This is a genomic window from Dyadobacter sandarakinus (assembly GCF_016894445.1).
In the GTDB taxonomy this organism is placed as follows: domain Bacteria; phylum Bacteroidota; class Bacteroidia; order Cytophagales; family Spirosomataceae; genus Dyadobacter; species Dyadobacter sandarakinus.
The window spans coordinates 1,019,534-1,034,775 of record NZ_CP056775.1 but is presented as its reverse complement, the minus strand read 5'-3'; the positions used below and the strand labels follow the sequence as shown (position 1 = coordinate 1,034,775).

Genomic DNA, 15,242 nt, shown 5'->3' with positions numbered 1-15,242 from the left:
TCGCGATACTGCAAGTTTTGAAAAAATTTTATTCGCTAATCAAACAGAAATCCTTCCGACAGTTGGATATCTAAGTACGGAAGGTGCTACCTTCCTCACTAATATGTACGTGACAGTGTTTGAGGCTTTGTAAGGCTTCTTCTAGAAGATCCACCATTATAGTATGACGATCCAGGTTTTACATAGGCATTTCTTCAATTCGAATTAATGTAGCAAATGTCCTTCCACGTGTACCAACACGAATGGGGCCCCAGTGGAAGGATATATGCTACTGAAATTTGTTGACAGTTACCATGTAAAATTTATCTGTTTATTAGGGATATATTCTAAGCCATTATAAATAATGGCCGAAAAGGAAATCCGGTAAAATACAATAATATCCCTTGAAACACTATTAGAGTACTGAAAAATTATTTAAATACTGTCGTATAACTTTTGTTATGTTAAGTGATTTATAAAAAACAACATAACCCGCATGTGAATGCGCGTATGAATGCTTAACTCGTGCGTTACCGCCAACCAACACTTATTCCAGCACCAGCATGAGATGCAAGCGGATTAGCCAGTAGCGGCACGGTGTATCGGAGTTTTACGATATAAATCCATTGTCTGCTAATTATATTGAACCGGAAGCCTATTATTCCAGATGGTGCAAGCAATCTTTGTTTTTTGATACCAGTGAACGGTATGTTATCGTATCGATCCACAAGGAAGCCTCCTGTTCCGGCCTCAAAAAAGCTTTCAATTAAATAGTTTCCTGGATGTGGATAACAGGACTTCCTTTTATAGGGGTTCAATATTAAGCAGTGCGTAATTGCTGATGATAGGGTTGGACTCCGGAAGTTTCCCCTGTTTATCACACCGATCCCTGCCTGTAAATTCCAGAATGTCCGCTCGTAATAGCTAAATGCTGCATCCGCAGAGATTGCACCTTTTGGTGTAATTCCAAAGCTTTCTACTCCAAATGCCCCACGAATGCGTGTATAGAATGGTTGTGAGATAGCCTGTCCACTCATAACCAGGAGCATCAGAAAATAACAATAATTTGCAACATTGGTCATAGTGTCTTAAAGAAAGCATACTATAGTTGTTATAAAACAATCAGGCAATTACCAATCCTTGTGCCGAATATTGGCGTACCATCCGGCAATGTCAAACGTAAGAAGATTGACCTTCCCCATCTTTCCTTACATACGGGAATTTACTTGTTAAAATCTAGTTAGGTGCGTTTACAGAATTGGTAAAAATTTCAAAGTATATAATGCCAGGTAAATGCGGAATAAAGACGAAAACTAAAGGCCAATTCTTAGTCCTACGCCTGCTTTAATAATATTGCCAAATGATAAAGACTTAAGATTTAAGATGTAACTGACCATGTATAAGTCAGCAGAATTCAATTCAAGGTATGGTGTTAATGATTTAACTGTACCCAAATTTGAAAACTTGTATGTTAGCGCGGTTTCGGTAGATAGATGTAACCTTAGCGCAGATTTCCACCAGTAGTAACCGTCAGGGTACCTGGATGGCCATTTAATGTGGAATTGCTCGCCAAAATGGTAGCTGACTTTTACTCCTAGATCAACAGGGTTGAAGTCAAACTTGTTTGAGATATGAAGTACATATGGTTTGAAATCAAATGAGGATGACAAGATGTGCAGCCTTCCGCCTTTTTCTTTTGGAACAAACCCGTACTGGACTCCAAGTCTCGTACGGTGTTTGAACAGGTTGTACCCGGCGCCAAGGCTCATCCATCCTACGCTGCCGGCATATTGAGTGGAGACATATTCCGGAAGAATGCTTCTTGTATTTTGCGCGTGGCATGGCCCTGCTATAATCCAAAGCAGGAAGGTCATTGCCGAAACGGTATTTTTCATAGCTTAGTAGTTAATGATGCTCTTTAGAACCTTTCCTTCGACAATTTGTAACAGTACAAAGGCATTTTGATTGAAAGCGTAGCTGGTCATGTACCTGACACCATCACCAAAAGGATAAAAGTCCATATGCTGATGGACATGGCCATGCAATGAAAGCAGCACCTTTGGATTGTGTTGTAGCAAGGATGTGTATGACTCCACCAACTCCTGGTTAAATTCCAGTGGACTGAAAGGAGGTACATGCAAAATGGTGATAATATATTTGACTGTGCTGGACTCACTCATTTCTGAGCTGAGCCAATTCATGTTTGGGACCTTCCGATCTGAGTATTCTAAGCTGTTGGTGTTGTGCGCAATAAACTTGATGCTATCATAGACGAATGAATAGTCTGTTGGACCGAAGATGCTTGTATATACTGCTTCACCATTAGCGACCAGATCATGATTTCCAATCACACCGAAGTAAGGTTTATTCAATTTGGCCAGCCTTTGGCTTACCCATTTAAATTCTTGTAAAAGGCCGAAATCAGAAATGTCACCAGCTAGCAGGACCAAATCGATCGCCGGCATCGCATTGACCTTGGCCACAAACCGTTCTTGCTCGTTATACCAACGATGCAACCCCCCACAAAGGCAATGGTTACAGTATCATCAACCGGATTTTGATTTAGCTTTTGCAGGTTTGCAGCATTCAGGTTCCGGGGAGTGTGTTTGTCTATGGTCTGATTAGGGCTAAATTCAAAATGATCACAGCCTGACATTGTCAAGGTGGTAAATACTGGCCAGAGTCCTTTTAGAATAGCTGTAAGGCGGATTAAATTGCTGGGCATAGCATTTGTGTTTAGCGGAAACTAATAGTTAGCGAGTCTGATATTGATCCTTCTGATTTCCTTGATTACTAAGAAATGATTAACAGTACTGGCGGGCAGAGCCAGAAGTGAATCAAGGTGCTGCAAGCTGTCCGATGGGTAATAATCTTCCACCGGCAAAGACTTTACAATTACATCCTGGTATTGCCAGGTTTGTTTCAGGGCCAGAAAAGTGCTTTGCGCCTCATCGTAGTTTCCGCCGTTGTACTGGCTATATAGTTGATCAATATATCTGTTAATCAAAATCTGATTGTCTTTCAATCTTGCCGCTTCGTAGTCAGCAGAAGCCGCTTCTTTGCGAGTGCTTTGTCTTTGCTGAATTACCATTGAGAAAGTCAGTATTAGCATGGTAAGTACAGCATTCTTTATCCTTCTCGTTTGGACAAGGCTCATAACGAAATCAAAGAAGTTTTGTGCGCAGTAACGAGTATCAGAGTGCCAATCCTACTCCAATGTTTGTCCTCAACCCAAAAGCAGTTTCCTTACTTTTTAACTGATCTTTAAAGTTGTAAGAAGTGTTTAAATCCAGGTACCCGCGGCGGAATACGCGAAGCTGAAAACCTACAAGCGGACCCGCCTGAATGATGTTGGTTTGAGTTCTTAAGTCTTCACCAGGAATATATCCGCTACTATGTTTGCCTTTGTAGTAGTTGTACTCCGTATGCAGCCCGGCATACCAGCCGGATAGTCCGTTGCCACCCTTCCCTCTGAGCTGCTGATGTTTTTGCAAGAAATAATACCTTGGCTGAGCCGAAAAGATAAGAATCTTCTCTCGGGAATATACATTGAGATAAGGAAATATCAGGATAATGGGTTGATTACTATTATCATTCAATACGGTCAGCACCTGATGATCATATCTAAGACTATTGAAGCCATTGTTCATGGCTGCATCCAACTGCACGTTGATAGTCCATGGCGTCGTCCTGATCTTACGCTCAAAGGCTATTCCGGTACGAATTCTGTTCAGGTAATAACCCACGGTGAGCTCGGGAAGTCTGATTTTCCACTGCTGGTTTTGGAACTCGTCGCATAGCAGAATGTCACAAAATGGCGCAGTGGGAGACTTTTTCCAATCCCCAATGGCCAGACCAAAGCTTGCCTGAGTAGAAAATTGCAGGCCGACTACACCAAAACCATATGAATAGTCGAACACGGATTTAAATACAGCAAACGAAAAATCCATGAAGCCGTGGTTTAAAAACCGCCTTTGAAAACCAAATTTCAGGCCTGCTTTAGGGTCATCGTCGTATGTCCCCGGCATGTTCCAGAATAGGGCCATGTAATTGCCACTGAAATTATTGGCGCCTTTCCCATTCTTAATCCGGCGACGCATATTTACAAACCAGCGGAGCTGCGCATCCAGCACTGTACTCTGCAAAGATTCTTTTACTGGTGTTTTAACACTATAAAGTGGGAAATGGCTTGATAATGCCAGTGAAAACGCCGGAAGGAATTTGATCTCATACCCCAGGTGAAGCGATAAGTTGTTTAACGTTTTATCATCACTCAATGCATACGGGATCGCCTGGTAGTACTGCGACAAGCCCAGCTTCAACATATGCCGGGTAGGGACATTGGTCATAAACACATTTTCATACCGGTCAATGAAGCGTTGACGGGTCAGTATGTCAGGCTCTTCACTAAATTTCACCTCTGAACTATCCTGACTATACGCAGGAGATATACTAAGCAGAAGACAGAAAACCAAGATGTGTTTGCCCATGAAAAGTGAGTCTGAAAAGCTTGTAATCTTTTCCTTCACAGACCAAAGTTCCAGTCTTTTAATCCAGACAGCCATGAATGCTTCTGCCCTGAACTGATCCTGATGCCGGAATACATCTGAAAATACGTCGTGCAGCACGTTGCTGGCATTGTCAAAGGCGCCCGTGATCCGGTAAACCAACGTATTGATCGGATTTTTGTACCGGTCATACAGCTGCCGTCGTGCAAGCCGGTCCTGTAAATGGCATCCTGAAATCAACTTCGACTTTATGGTCATAAAGTACATTTTAGATCTGTCATGTCAAAGAGGCATTGAAAAGCAAAAACGGTTGTACAGAACCCATAAATATTTTCAAACAAATTGTGGGTTACATACAACCATTTTCCTTCGATCATTCCTCTTTGTTTAACAAAATGTGCAACCATAACCTGTAAACAGTTCAATTCACTGAATGTTAAAGGCCTTCCTTTTAATTCCGGTTCTCTTATCGCTGGCGCTGCTGACTTGTGCCCAGGATACCACGTCAGTTACATTCTCAGAAGATGCGAGCAGCATTGAAGATCAGCGTTTTATCGACCGGTATGAAAACGTATTTATGACAAAAATCCCTACCAGGCGGATGTTCAAGCTGGGTTATACAGCCTCCACTTACAAAGGGATTGGACTTACTGCTGCATTTGAATACAAGATTTTTCCTTTTTTGTCACTGGAAGCAGCTGTTTATTCACTGGCAGCGCGGGAGGGTGATGGTATTTATATGGAAAATGTATTCCGGCAATTAAGCGGTGAGAATTTATTTGTAAGTGGCGGCAGCCGGTGGTATCCAAATATGAGAAAAAGGATTGTCGTCAGCAAAGTGCCAACAACTTAGCCGGAAGTTATGTGTCGGTTTTATATAGAAGATCGCTGGCTGCCATACAAAATGGATGGTACGGAATCATTGGTTTAACCGAATTTGATGGCCAACTCCGGTTTTACTACCTTCAAAAAAGTCAGATAAGAAAAGGAAAAGCATCGGACAACCTTTCCGGACTGTATGCAGGGCCGCATCTTGGATACCGATGGACCTATGAATACTTTAATCACAGGAGAAATAAATTGCTGCGGGAACCCATAGCAGGGTTAACAGCGGGATACCAGCAGCGCTTGTTTAACAAACTATACTTTGATTCAGCCCTGAGCATGTCTGCGACAGGTTTTTATCAAAGCGTAATTAAGGTCAGATACGGCGAGTTAAATGCAAAAGCCGGGGTTGGTTTTGCTTTCTGATCTTTAATTGCTGACTCAATAGTCTTCTTGGTAACAATTAACCCATTTATCTTGATAAATGCAGTGTTATTGTAAGGCTATTTCAGTGTAATACACGCTGTTGTATAATTAAGATTATGTTAAGTCATGGTGATAAACATTAGTTTAATTTATCCGGCCCAGTTACTGTTACACCTAACAATTGGAGCTAATACTTTCAAGACGCTGGATAGATTTTCCCAGTCAAGTTTATCTTTTCTCCGCTTTGAAACCTGATTACAACAATGCACTTTAAAAGGTGTTGAAGAAGGAGTAATCCGTGACTTTTGAAAAACTGAGTTTTAAGATAAATCAAGTTGTGATTAAAGCTTATGTAAGCTTCCCTAAAAATAGAGTGGTGATGAATTAGACAGATTTTCTAATTTTAATCTGCTATGAAGGGAAAAACATTCACAGAAACTCAAATTGTCAAAATCGTCAAAGACCTGGATTCTGGCAAACAGGCAAATGACGTCGCTCGGGAAAATGGCGTCTCCAAAGCTACACTGTACAATTGGCGCAAGAAATACAGCGGTATGGGAACTTCGGAATTAGCGGAATTGAAGGCTTTCAAAGAGGAGAATCGCCGTCTTAAACACATGTATGCAGAATTGGCTCTTGATCACAGACACGCAAAAGAGATTATCGAAAAAAAGCTTTAAAGCCTGCTCAGAAGCGGCTAATAGCTTCCGATATTTCTCAGGAAGCTGGATTTAGTATTGAGCGGGCGTGCAGAGTTTTGCATTTAAGTACCGGGGTCTTCTATTACAAAACTGTCAAGAACGATCTGCCTGTTATAGACATGCTTAATGAGTTGGCAGAAGAACATCCGACAAGAGGTTTTGATTGGTATTACGGCAATTTAAGGAACAAAGGCCTACCGTGGAATCGCAAACGGGTGCTTCGAATCTATCGAAGTATGGATCTCAAATTAAGACGTAAGCGAAAAAGATGAATTCTGAAAAGGCCAAAGCAGTCCTTAATCGAGGCTAAAACGTTGAACGAAACCTGGAGTATGGATTTTGTCAGTGATGCTCTTAGTTCCGGCAGACGTGTGCGAACATTAGTTCTCATGGATGATGCTAGTAGAGAAGCACTTGCAGCACATGCGGGCTACTCCCTTTGTGCCGGTAAAGCCATTCAAGTATTGCAGCAGTTGGAATGCGCACGAGGGTTGCCATTATCAATAAGAACTGACAATGGTCCTGAGTTTATCAGCAAGAAACTGGCTAAATGGTGCGAAGAAAAGCAAATTGAGCAAAAATTTATTCAGCCGGGGAAACCAATGCAAAATGGCTACAACGAAAGATTAAACAGAACTTACCGGGAAGATGTTCTGGATGCATACTTCTTTGATTCTCTGGAGCAGCTGCGCATTTTGTCTGACAAATGGCTTGACAATTACAATAGCAAGCACCCGCACAGGTCAATGAAGGGACTAACCCCGAATCAGAAGCACACACTGTTGAAAGAAAGTGCCACGAAAAAAGAAGAATGAACTATTGAAATAAACAGCCAAGTCTAAATCACAGCTCCTCTAAAAATGGGAAGCCTACTGATGCAGCACTTACAGTTTCAGGAGTAAAAGATTCTATGTACAAGGCAATGGACAATTCTATTGACAAATATAATTTTAATCAATATAAGTCTACTCAAGTTCAATCGATAAACAGTATTAAGGTCAGATGACAACATTTATTAATGAACTACTAACTGCTATATACTTACACGATAGTAATGGTAACAAGCCCTATTCGGATTCCACTTTACTATTAATATCCAAGGTAAAGGTGGCAACTTTATTTATAGTATGGACAGGGGCAGTACTTGGTTTAGTTGGTAGATATATATACAGGAAACATATTATAGTTCCAGCTACTCTACCATTTGCTGCATTAGTCCTTTTTATCTATTTTATTATCATAAATAAATTTACATGGAACCTAAATACTGTAATAAAGTATATTGAAGAAAAGGACGACCTTTTTTTCTTTAAAGAAAGATATAAACAGTTTTTTTATTTAATAATTTGTGGTGCATTAATTAGTTGTTTTATCTCCTATAATAATATTTGGAATTTGCCTAATTAAGACCGTGGCAATAAAATATAACTAGTCATACCAATAAATATTGTTTATGAAATTTTTATACCTGTTATTCTTCGTATTTATTTCACCATCCGCATGGCCCAAATTGGCAACCCGAATGAAAACGCGATGGCCGAGCGCGTGTTCCGAACCTTAAAGGAAGACTTTGGGATCAAAAAGCCTTCTTTTTCAGCAGCACAAGCCGCAATAGAAAAAGCAATTCATGATTATAATGCGATCCGTCCACATGCTTCGCTGGGCTATGATACCCCTAACAAGGCACACTTGCGGTCAAGGCCACTCCACTAAAATGGTGCGCGTACAAAAAGATGCGCTTTTGCAACGTCCACTACCCAATTGGATACATTAAAACAGGGTAAGTGTCAAAGGAATCCAATAGCATATGAGCATCCGTTTCAAATTGGATCAATCGAGCAAAATACTTTTTTCACCTTCCTATAAGGAACCTTAATATTTCCCGTTAGGACTCTTTCTAAGTCTGCATTTAACAAACTGGTTAAGATTACTTTTTCGCCATTATTCATGGAAAGTTGAATATAATGGTAACTCTCCATAGGTAACAGCTGGAATTTGCTTCCTTGGTACTTGCTAGCTGATAAGTAAATGACAGCCTCTTGTATTTCATTATATTTAAATTTTTGAGTATGTCCTTTTTCTTTTCTAGTAATACCAAGATTGTTTATTTCAAATTCCTGACCCATATTGTAGAAGAAATACTCAATATGCAAGTATACTGCAGGAGAGCAAAAAAGAAAAAAAACAATTGCAATACCTTGCAATTGTAGGTAGGAAAACTCATAATGATACAATACCCACGTCATAAATATTAACATCGTTACAATCATATATAAAGCATTAGAAATGTGATTGCGAAAACTTTGTTTTAAAATCATCAGACTATCTAGGTACCCAGCCGTTTTTAATAGCATAAACATATTTTCCTATACCTTTTGACACTTCTCCAAGCCATCATTGCACACCCGAATAAACTTGTTCTCCTGCGGTAAAGCCTAATCCCACCGCTTTACCGGCAAGTGCCCCTGCTGGACCTCCAACTACTGTACCAGCATAAACTAATGCTGTGATCCCAGAAATCCTATACATACCTACTGAGGTAGAAATCTCTCCATTTAACATTGAATTACTAAAACTGTTTAAATCTTTTTAGATTCAATATTAACTACTCTAAAATAATTCGAGTCTTGCTATCCTCTTTCCTTTTGTTAAATGCAATTAGCAGCTTCTATTTAGAAAATCCATATAGTTTTTTTTGCCGCCATTGTAGTTATAGTACTCTTGTGCAAGTGATTCATTTACTGAGAAATAAATTATTAACAATACTAGTACTATAATTTTTTCCATAATCTATTTAAGTATATTTCTTTGAAAATAAAATTTTTTGTCTTTGGTAATTTTAGGAATTACTATAACGAAGATATGGGAAAAGTATTCAGGAACATTTGGCTCATCAGAGAGGGCATCCATTCGCCGTATTATTTCGTTTTTGTCACAATCGATTGAGATATTTGAATTTTCAGGACCTAACTGAAAGTTAATACGCTCATCGGTTCTAACTATTAACATTGTTTTTCTTTTGAAGTCAATATTTGGGAGAGGAATCCCCGATTTAAGATAATATTCATAGTCAGCATTGGTTTGGATGATCAAAGTTAAATTTCTTAAATTAGTTGGCTGCCCTGTGAGATCGCCAACATTCTGGAGTGTGAGATTAGTAAATCTCGGATATTCTACCTTTACAGGTCCGTTTAAACAAGTAATCACATATGGTTCCTCCGGCTTGCATGATCCGAATATAGTAAATAAGGATAAGATATAGTATTGGACCAGCAATGTCTTTGAATATTTTGCGTATTCTTTGAATTGTACTCTTTTCATAAATCAAAGCTTAAATTGAAAATGACAGTCATACTATGAGGTAAGAACTTGAGCTATCGAGCCTAAGTAGTATCTTACCCAAAAATTATTAATTACATAATTAAGTATTTTTAATAACAACTATTTTGAGTTGCACTTACTAATTTAAAATTACCTAGTGGTATAATTGGCTTAAAATATGACCTTAATCCAACGTAGTATAGTCAAAGAACACCCACATGGCTACTGACACTTATAACACTCCTACACCCGTGAACTTAAAAGTGCACTGAGTGCATCAAATTAATCTAAGTAGGAAGCTCAACTTAGGGTATTAGGGAAAGAGTGGTATTCTGAATTTCAAATTCAGACCTTAGTGAGGAAAAGTTGTAATTGAGAGCCGAATCATTGATTTTGTGAGAAATGCTGTGAGCTTTGGTAGATATGTGAAAACATTAATAATCATGGACGACGTTGGCAGAGGAGCATTTACATTGTACGCGAACTATCCATCTCTGCAGGTAAGGTAATACAAACTTTTCAGAATGCAGAGTTGTTCGGGGATGCCATTTTTTGATAAAGTGATAAGAATTTACAATGGCTCGAAGTTCATCTGAAAGATACCAGCCAATTGGTACGAAGAAAAGCAGATTGAACAAGAATTTACTTAGCTAGAAGGCTAATTCAAAATGGGTACAACAAGACTGAACAGAACATGCCGGGACGACATGCTTGAGGCTAAATATTTGATTATATTCTAAGTGTCAACCACAACTCTTTGGCATATGCTACTCTAGAACAAGTGAGAAAGTACTTATTCTTTAAACTACTCGACGAATTTGGCCAAGCCCGCCACCAGCCTATTGTCTTGTACTATATGTACATTTTACTAAGTGTTATGCTGAATACCCTAATGCCCGTATTTGATCAACAAGCGTGAAGACGTTCCCTACTGGCTCGAGCTCATCGCCATAGTAATGTTCGATACTGCCATCAGTTACGATGTGAATATGCCTTGTTGTCCCGCTTCCATATTTCTCCCATAAGGTGATATAACCAAGCTCGGAGTCTTCCACATGGCCAAACTCAGTGGGACCGCATCCGGCCGTTACTAGCTGAAAAATAGCTTTACAGGCCGGTTCATCATTGATCAGTTCTGACAAATGTTTGTATTCCATATAGTCAAATGTTTTGTATACGAGTGCAAGGCGCAAATTCTACTATTACGCTTGTGAATTTAGGAGCTGACGTAGTTCGTCTTTGCTGGGCAGCACCGTTTCATAGCGGCTGGCAAAAATTTGGTCATTATCCTCCGGCAAGGTAAGCTCGACTAATGAATCGCTTTTTTTCTGACATAGGATGATCCCAATCGTTTTATTTTCGTCTTCCAGTTTGATGTGCCGATCGTAGTAGTTGACATACATCTGCATCTGGCCAATGTCCTGATGCTGGATCTCTCCGATTTTTAGGTCAATGATGACAAAGCATTTGAGCAGGCGGTTGTAGAACACCAGATCTGCATAAAAGTGCTTGTCCGTAAACGTGATCCGCTTTTGCCGTGCAACAAAAGTGAAACCTTTCCCTAATTCAAGCAGGAAGTGTTCAAGTTTGTCAATGAGCGCGTTTTCCAGGTCATCTTCCGAGTACCTATGGTGCTCCTTTAGATCAAGGAATTCAAGGATATATGGATCCTTGATGGCATCAGCTGGCCTGTCGATTAACTGACCCTTTTCAGCAAGCTGCTTCACTCCATCTTTGTCCTTGCTTAGGGCAAGACGCATGTAGAGTCCTGAGTTGTATTGCCTCTTTAACTCCCGGATGCTCCAATTGTTTGCAGCAGATTCAATTTCATAGAACTTCCTTTCTTTGGCATCCTTGATGGACATTAAATTTAGATAGTGCGACCAGCTCAGAGTGAAAGGTGGCGTGCTTTCTCTTGAATCGGCACTGGTTATATCCAATTCCGCAGACACTGTCTGCGGAATTGGATACTCTAAATAAAACAGCCTCATTTGCTCCAAATTTCGCTGTGAGAAGCCCCGGCCAAACTCGGCTGTTAAAGACTCGGATAGCGTTTGGACAAGTGCCTTTCCATACTCGGCTCGTAGATTGCCCTGCTGGTCTTCTTCAATAATTCGTTTACCAATCAGCCAATATGGTATTGACTTGGCGGCCATAATGGGGAGTACAGAAAAACGACCGAATAAATTTCGATGTGCTGGCTATAACCTAAGGTTATACTTAATTGGGTCAAACAAATATTAATCGTAATATTGCGATTATATTTTTAGTGTTATGTTTGCATCATGGGAGTTACCAAAACAGAGATATTCACAGAGCAGCATAACCGCATTGCGAATTTAGCAAAAGCATTTTCGCATCCTGCGCGCGTGGCGATTTTGCAGCTGCTGATTGCACGTAAGACCTGCATTTGCGGTGACTTGGTGGACGAACTCGAACTTGCGCAGGCGACGGTTTCCCAGCATTTGAAGGAGCTAAAACGGATCGGCATAATCCAGGGAGAAATTAACCCGCCCCGTGTCTGCTACTGCATCAATCCTCGGGTGTGGGAAGAAGCCCGGCAAGCATTCGGTTCGATCCTGGAATCCTTTGAGAGTGTGACCTGCTGTAACTAAACGGGTATTTTTTCGGGTAAATCAATCGTAATATTACATTATAACAATGGTAGCTATGATCAATCAATTGAACCCCATGCCCTGGCAAGCGTTCAAAAGCACGCTTGAACTAAATCCAGATCTGCATCTGCAATTCCAGTACGAGGCCGGTAAGTTCGTAGACCGCTCATTTCACATCACCGAGATTAAACAGTCACCGATTGTCTCGGTAGATTGTGGCGGTGTCATGAATAGCTGGACGGAAGTGATCGTGCAATTATGGGAGCCGCCAGTAAGTGAAACCGAGCGCTCGATGCTGGTCAGCAAAGCACTTAAAATTGTCAGCCTGGTCGAAAAGTCGTTACCGCTTAATCCGAATGCGGTTGTAAAAATCGAGTTTGGCAATTCGAAATTCGATACGCGCCAAATGTACCCAGCTGAGTTTTTGACCGAAGATGATACCTTCATTGTCATTCTGGCTCCGGATTTCACGCAGTGCAAAGCAATAAGCCGCGATCAATCATGCGGCACGGATTCTGCGGCCGCGTCCTGCTGTGGCCCGGCTCCTGAAAAAGAAGCATTGGAAGTTGCCGGTGCTGATGGCGCTGCGTGCAAACCAGGTTCCGGCTGTTGCTAATTACCAATCAATTACCACGATGAAGCGAATTTTAGTATTATGTACGGGCAATTCAGCCCGCAGCCAATTGGCGCAAGGATACTTACAGCATTTTGCAGGTGACCGCGCAGAAGTATATAGCGCTGGTGTAGATCCCAAAGGTGTAAATCCGGCTGCCATCCAGGTCATGGCCGAAGATGGTCTTGATATCTCGCATCACACCTCCAATCATGCTGACGAATATACCGGCATTGCTTTCGACTATGTAATCACCGTCTGCGATAATGCGCGTGAGCAGTGCCCCTATTTCCCGTCTGCCGGTGAGCTGATCCATCATAGCTTTTCCGATCCTGGTCATACTGGTACGCCGGAGCGGCCAGGTGAAGACCTGGTAACTTCATTCCGTAGGGTTCGGGATGAAATCAAAGCGTACAGCCGCGAATTTATCCATCAAAAACTGCCTGCATAATGGCTTTCACCATTCGCCCCCTAACAGAAGCAGACTGGCCGCAGGTAAAACAGATTTACCAGCTGGGCATCGATACCGGTGATGCGACATACGAGACACAAGCGCCGGAAGTCGATGCGCTCAAAGCAAAGTTTCTTGCTCAGCCGCAACTTGTGGCAGAAGAAAGCGGCCAGGCTATTGGATGGGCATTCTTATCTGCTGTTTCCAGCCGGTGCGTGTATGGCGGCGTGGCTGAAACAAGCATCTACATTCATCCGGATTTTCACGGGCGCGGCATCGGCCGGGCTCTTTTATCAGACCTGGTGCCGTTAAGCGAAAAACTCGGTTTCTGGACGTTGCAAGCACAGATATTCCCGGAGAACAAAGCGAGCATTGCACTTCACGAGCGGCAAGGGTTTCGCAAAGTCGGGTACCGTGAAAAGCTTGGAAAACGCAATGGGATCTGGCGCGATGTAATACTGCTGGAACGTCGCAGCTCGATTGTTGGCAATGATTAATCACAAACAGCCTATGAAGGAAAAGCGGCTTTCATTTCTCGACCGTTATTTGACGGTCTGGATCTTCCTTGCCATGTTTTTGGGTGTGTCCATCGGGTGTTTTTTCCCAGGCACACCCGATTTTATCAATCAATTTAATTCAGGCTCGACCAATGTGCCGCTGGCCATCGGGCTGATCCTGATGATGTACCCGCCGCTCGCCAAAGTGCGCTATTCGGAACTTCCACAGATATTCCGAAATACCCGTATTCTCGGCCTGTCACTGCTGCAAAACTGGATCGTGGGGCCCCTGCTGATGTTCGGCCTGGCGCTAGCATTTCTATCAGATAAACCGGAATACATGACGGGGTTGATCATGATTGGCATTGCACGTTGCATTGCCATGGTGATCGTCTGGAATGACCTTGCAGGTGGCGACCGTGTATATGCAGCCGGGCTGGTAGCATTCAACAGTATTTTCCAGGTGCTGTTTTATTCAGTATATGCCTATGTGTTCGTGACACTGCTACCGCCATTGTTTGGGCTAAAAGGGTTCAACGTAGATATTTCGATTGGAGAAATAGCGCAAAGCGTCTTTATTTATCTCGGTATTCCGTTCCTGGCCGGGATCATTTCGCGGGAAACATTGACCAGGCTGTTCAGTCAATACTGGTACGAAAAAAAGTTCCTGCCGGCCATCAGCCCCATTACCCTGATCGCATTGCTGTTTACAATAGTAGTGATGTTCAGCCTGAAAGGAAACCTGATCATAAGCATCCCGCTGGACGTTCTGCGCATAGCCACTCCCCTTTCGATCTACTTTGTCATCATGTTCTTTTCTGCCTTTTATCTCTCAAAACGTGCAGGCGCGGATTACTCAAAATCCACCTCACTGGCATTCACGGCCGCAGGCAATAATTTTGAATTGGGCATTGCGGTTGCCATTGCTGTATTCGGTATTGATTCCGGAGCTGCCTTTGCGGCAGTGATCGGGCCTCTGATTGAAGTACCGGTATTGATCTTGATGGTCAATTTCGCCCTAAGACAACAGCGCACCTTTTGAGATCAGCCTTGTCGACATAAATATGCCCGTTTATTTGTGGACAATCCAAGTCAGCAAAAGTACAGATTAAGGTATTCCACTCCGATTATAATTTACCCAAACATGCCCTCAAACCGTATAGGGGAAGGTTTCAGTAGTACATGGAAAATTCGCATTAACGACCGAATAAATCTCAGAGTACTTAGTATCAATAAAATTTATAAAGTCAGTACCTGACAGTTAACTGACGGGTGCCAGGTAACCCTGTTTTACAAGTGATGTTGA

19 protein-coding genes are annotated in these 15,242 nt (G+C 41.7%); 10 read left to right on the top strand and 9 right to left on the bottom strand.

The genetic code is table 11. From position 1 onward, the window contains the following. Positions 1-509: 509 nt before the first annotated feature. From HWI92_RS04190 to HWI92_RS04170, 5 genes are all read right to left on the bottom strand, one after another. Positions 510-1,061 carry a hypothetical protein gene (locus HWI92_RS04190; protein ID WP_204660920.1) on the bottom strand — a complete coding sequence of 184 codons (552 nt, stop codon included), beginning with the start codon at positions 1,059-1,061 and terminating at the stop codon, positions 510-512. A gap of 231 nt (positions 1,062-1,292) precedes the next feature. After that, positions 1,293-1,874 carry a hypothetical protein gene (locus HWI92_RS04185; protein WP_204660919.1) on the bottom strand — a complete coding sequence of 194 codons (582 nt, stop codon included), beginning with the start codon at positions 1,872-1,874 and terminating at the stop codon, positions 1,293-1,295. 3 nt (positions 1,875-1,877) lie between these two features. Next, positions 1,878-2,462, bottom strand: coding sequence for a metallophosphoesterase family protein (locus HWI92_RS04180; RefSeq protein WP_229248862.1), 585 nt, complete (start codon positions 2,460-2,462; stop codon positions 1,878-1,880). Between the two features lie 263 nt (positions 2,463-2,725). Continuing rightward, positions 2,726-3,136 carry a hypothetical protein gene (locus tag HWI92_RS04175; protein WP_204660918.1) on the bottom strand — a complete coding sequence of 137 codons (411 nt, stop codon included), beginning with the start codon at positions 3,134-3,136 and terminating at the stop codon, positions 2,726-2,728. Positions 3,137-3,173: 37 nt separating this feature from the next. Next, entirely contained in the window at positions 3,174-4,745 is a 1,572-nt protein-coding gene (locus tag HWI92_RS04170; protein ID WP_204660917.1) for an RNA polymerase sigma factor, read from the bottom strand. Positions 4,746-4,920: 175 nt separating this feature from the next. Here HWI92_RS04170 and HWI92_RS04165 point away from each other — a divergent pair, with 175 nt between their 5' ends. The 5 genes from HWI92_RS04165 (at position 4,921) to HWI92_RS04145 (ending at position 8,152) form a co-directional block, all read left to right on the top strand. Further along, positions 4,921-5,340 (top strand): hypothetical protein, encoded by a 420-nt coding sequence (locus tag HWI92_RS04165; RefSeq protein WP_204660916.1) that lies wholly within the window; start codon positions 4,921-4,923, stop codon positions 5,338-5,340. Between the two features lie 811 nt (positions 5,341-6,151). After that, on the top strand, positions 6,152-6,418 hold the full coding sequence (locus tag HWI92_RS04160; protein ID WP_204660915.1) for a transposase: 267 nt from the start codon (positions 6,152-6,154) through the stop codon (positions 6,416-6,418). Positions 6,419-6,558: 140 nt separating this feature from the next. Further along, the gene (locus HWI92_RS25565) at positions 6,559-6,711 is read left to right on the top strand and encodes an IS3 family transposase (protein ID WP_204660914.1); all 153 of its coding nucleotides are present in this window, start codon (positions 6,559-6,561) and stop codon (positions 6,709-6,711) included. Positions 6,712-6,753: 42 nt separating this feature from the next. Then, positions 6,754-7,254: an integrase core domain-containing protein gene (locus tag HWI92_RS04150; RefSeq protein ID WP_262897690.1), complete on the top strand. Its 501-nt coding sequence runs from the start codon at positions 6,754-6,756 to the stop codon at positions 7,252-7,254. 685 nt (positions 7,255-7,939) lie between these two features. After that, on the top strand, positions 7,940-8,152 hold the full coding sequence (locus tag HWI92_RS04145; protein ID WP_204660912.1) for an integrase core domain-containing protein: 213 nt from the start codon (positions 7,940-7,942) through the stop codon (positions 8,150-8,152). Positions 8,153-8,259: 107 nt separating this feature from the next. On the opposite strand, the gene HWI92_RS04140 is transcribed toward HWI92_RS04145, so the two are convergent. From HWI92_RS04140 to HWI92_RS04125, 4 genes are all read right to left on the bottom strand, one after another. Continuing rightward, complete coding sequence (locus HWI92_RS04140; RefSeq protein WP_204660911.1) at positions 8,260-8,709, bottom strand: PH domain-containing protein; 450 nt, start codon at positions 8,707-8,709, stop codon at positions 8,260-8,262. Between the two features lie 520 nt (positions 8,710-9,229). Continuing rightward, positions 9,230-9,760, bottom strand: coding sequence for a hypothetical protein (locus HWI92_RS04135; RefSeq protein WP_204660910.1), 531 nt, complete (start codon positions 9,758-9,760; stop codon positions 9,230-9,232). An 875-nt stretch (positions 9,761-10,635) separates the two neighbouring features. Then, positions 10,636-10,917 (bottom strand): hypothetical protein, encoded by a 282-nt coding sequence (locus HWI92_RS04130; RefSeq protein ID WP_204660909.1) that lies wholly within the window; start codon positions 10,915-10,917, stop codon positions 10,636-10,638. Between the two features lie 45 nt (positions 10,918-10,962). Continuing rightward, a complete protein-coding gene (locus HWI92_RS04125) occupies positions 10,963-11,916 on the bottom strand; it encodes a PDDEXK nuclease domain-containing protein (protein ID WP_204660908.1) in 954 nt (317 codons plus the stop codon). Positions 11,917-12,045: 129 nt separating this feature from the next. Between HWI92_RS04125 and HWI92_RS04120 the strand changes: the two genes are divergently transcribed. Genes HWI92_RS04120 through arsB form a run of 5 tightly spaced genes read left to right on the top strand, consistent with a single transcriptional unit; the run spans position 12,046 to position 14,978 of the window. Further along, positions 12,046-12,375, top strand: coding sequence for an ArsR/SmtB family transcription factor (locus HWI92_RS04120; RefSeq protein WP_204660907.1), 330 nt, complete (start codon positions 12,046-12,048; stop codon positions 12,373-12,375). A gap of 55 nt (positions 12,376-12,430) precedes the next feature. Then, positions 12,431-12,991: a DUF6428 family protein gene (locus HWI92_RS04115; protein WP_204660906.1), complete on the top strand. Its 561-nt coding sequence runs from the start codon at positions 12,431-12,433 to the stop codon at positions 12,989-12,991. Between the two features lie 19 nt (positions 12,992-13,010). After that, the gene (locus tag HWI92_RS04110) at positions 13,011-13,439 is read left to right on the top strand and encodes an arsenate reductase ArsC (protein ID WP_204660905.1); all 429 of its coding nucleotides are present in this window, start codon (positions 13,011-13,013) and stop codon (positions 13,437-13,439) included. Continuing rightward, a complete protein-coding gene (locus tag HWI92_RS04105) occupies positions 13,439-13,936 on the top strand; it encodes a GNAT family N-acetyltransferase (protein WP_204660904.1) in 498 nt (165 codons plus the stop codon). Before HWI92_RS04110 ends, HWI92_RS04105 begins: the two co-directional genes overlap by 1 nt. A gap of 13 nt (positions 13,937-13,949) precedes the next feature. Next, entirely contained in the window at positions 13,950-14,978 is a 1,029-nt protein-coding gene (gene arsB / locus HWI92_RS04100; protein WP_204660903.1) for an ACR3 family arsenite efflux transporter, read from the top strand. Positions 14,979-15,242: the final 264 nt, after the last annotated feature.

What these genes read in the sequence shown, in the direction of transcription:
- HWI92_RS04190 (WP_204660920.1), bottom strand. Translation starts at nt 1,061, where the DNA reads ATGACCAATGTTGCAAATTATTGTTATTTTCTGATGCTCCTGGTTATG.
- HWI92_RS04185 (WP_204660919.1), bottom strand. Translation starts at nt 1,874, where the DNA reads ATGAAAAATACCGTTTCGGCAATGACCTTCCTGCTTTGGATTATAGCA.
- HWI92_RS04175 (WP_204660918.1), bottom strand. Translation starts at nt 3,136, where the DNA reads ATGAGCCTTGTCCAAACGAGAAGGATAAAGAATGCTGTACTTACCATG.
- HWI92_RS04170 (WP_204660917.1), bottom strand. Translation starts at nt 4,745, where the DNA reads ATGACCATAAAGTCGAAGTTGATTTCAGGATGCCATTTACAGGACCGG.
- HWI92_RS04165 (WP_204660916.1), top strand. Translation starts at nt 4,921, where the DNA reads ATGTTAAAGGCCTTCCTTTTAATTCCGGTTCTCTTATCGCTGGCGCTG.
- HWI92_RS04160 (WP_204660915.1), top strand. Translation starts at nt 6,152, where the DNA reads ATGAAGGGAAAAACATTCACAGAAACTCAAATTGTCAAAATCGTCAAA.
- HWI92_RS25565 (WP_204660914.1), top strand. Translation starts at nt 6,559, where the DNA reads ATGCTTAATGAGTTGGCAGAAGAACATCCGACAAGAGGTTTTGATTGG.
- HWI92_RS04145 (WP_204660912.1), top strand. Translation starts at nt 7,940, where the DNA reads ATGGCCCAAATTGGCAACCCGAATGAAAACGCGATGGCCGAGCGCGTG.
- HWI92_RS04140 (WP_204660911.1), bottom strand. Translation starts at nt 8,709, where the DNA reads ATGATTGTAACGATGTTAATATTTATGACGTGGGTATTGTATCATTAT.
- HWI92_RS04135 (WP_204660910.1), bottom strand. Translation starts at nt 9,760, where the DNA reads ATGAAAAGAGTACAATTCAAAGAATACGCAAAATATTCAAAGACATTG.
- HWI92_RS04130 (WP_204660909.1), bottom strand. Translation starts at nt 10,917, where the DNA reads ATGGAATACAAACATTTGTCAGAACTGATCAATGATGAACCGGCCTGT.
- HWI92_RS04125 (WP_204660908.1), bottom strand. Translation starts at nt 11,916, where the DNA reads ATGGCCGCCAAGTCAATACCATATTGGCTGATTGGTAAACGAATTATT.
- HWI92_RS04120 (WP_204660907.1), top strand. Translation starts at nt 12,046, where the DNA reads ATGGGAGTTACCAAAACAGAGATATTCACAGAGCAGCATAACCGCATT.
- HWI92_RS04115 (WP_204660906.1), top strand. Translation starts at nt 12,431, where the DNA reads ATGATCAATCAATTGAACCCCATGCCCTGGCAAGCGTTCAAAAGCACG.
- HWI92_RS04110 (WP_204660905.1), top strand. Translation starts at nt 13,011, where the DNA reads ATGAAGCGAATTTTAGTATTATGTACGGGCAATTCAGCCCGCAGCCAA.
- HWI92_RS04105 (WP_204660904.1), top strand. Translation starts at nt 13,439, where the DNA reads ATGGCTTTCACCATTCGCCCCCTAACAGAAGCAGACTGGCCGCAGGTA.
- arsB (WP_204660903.1), top strand. Translation starts at nt 13,950, where the DNA reads ATGAAGGAAAAGCGGCTTTCATTTCTCGACCGTTATTTGACGGTCTGG.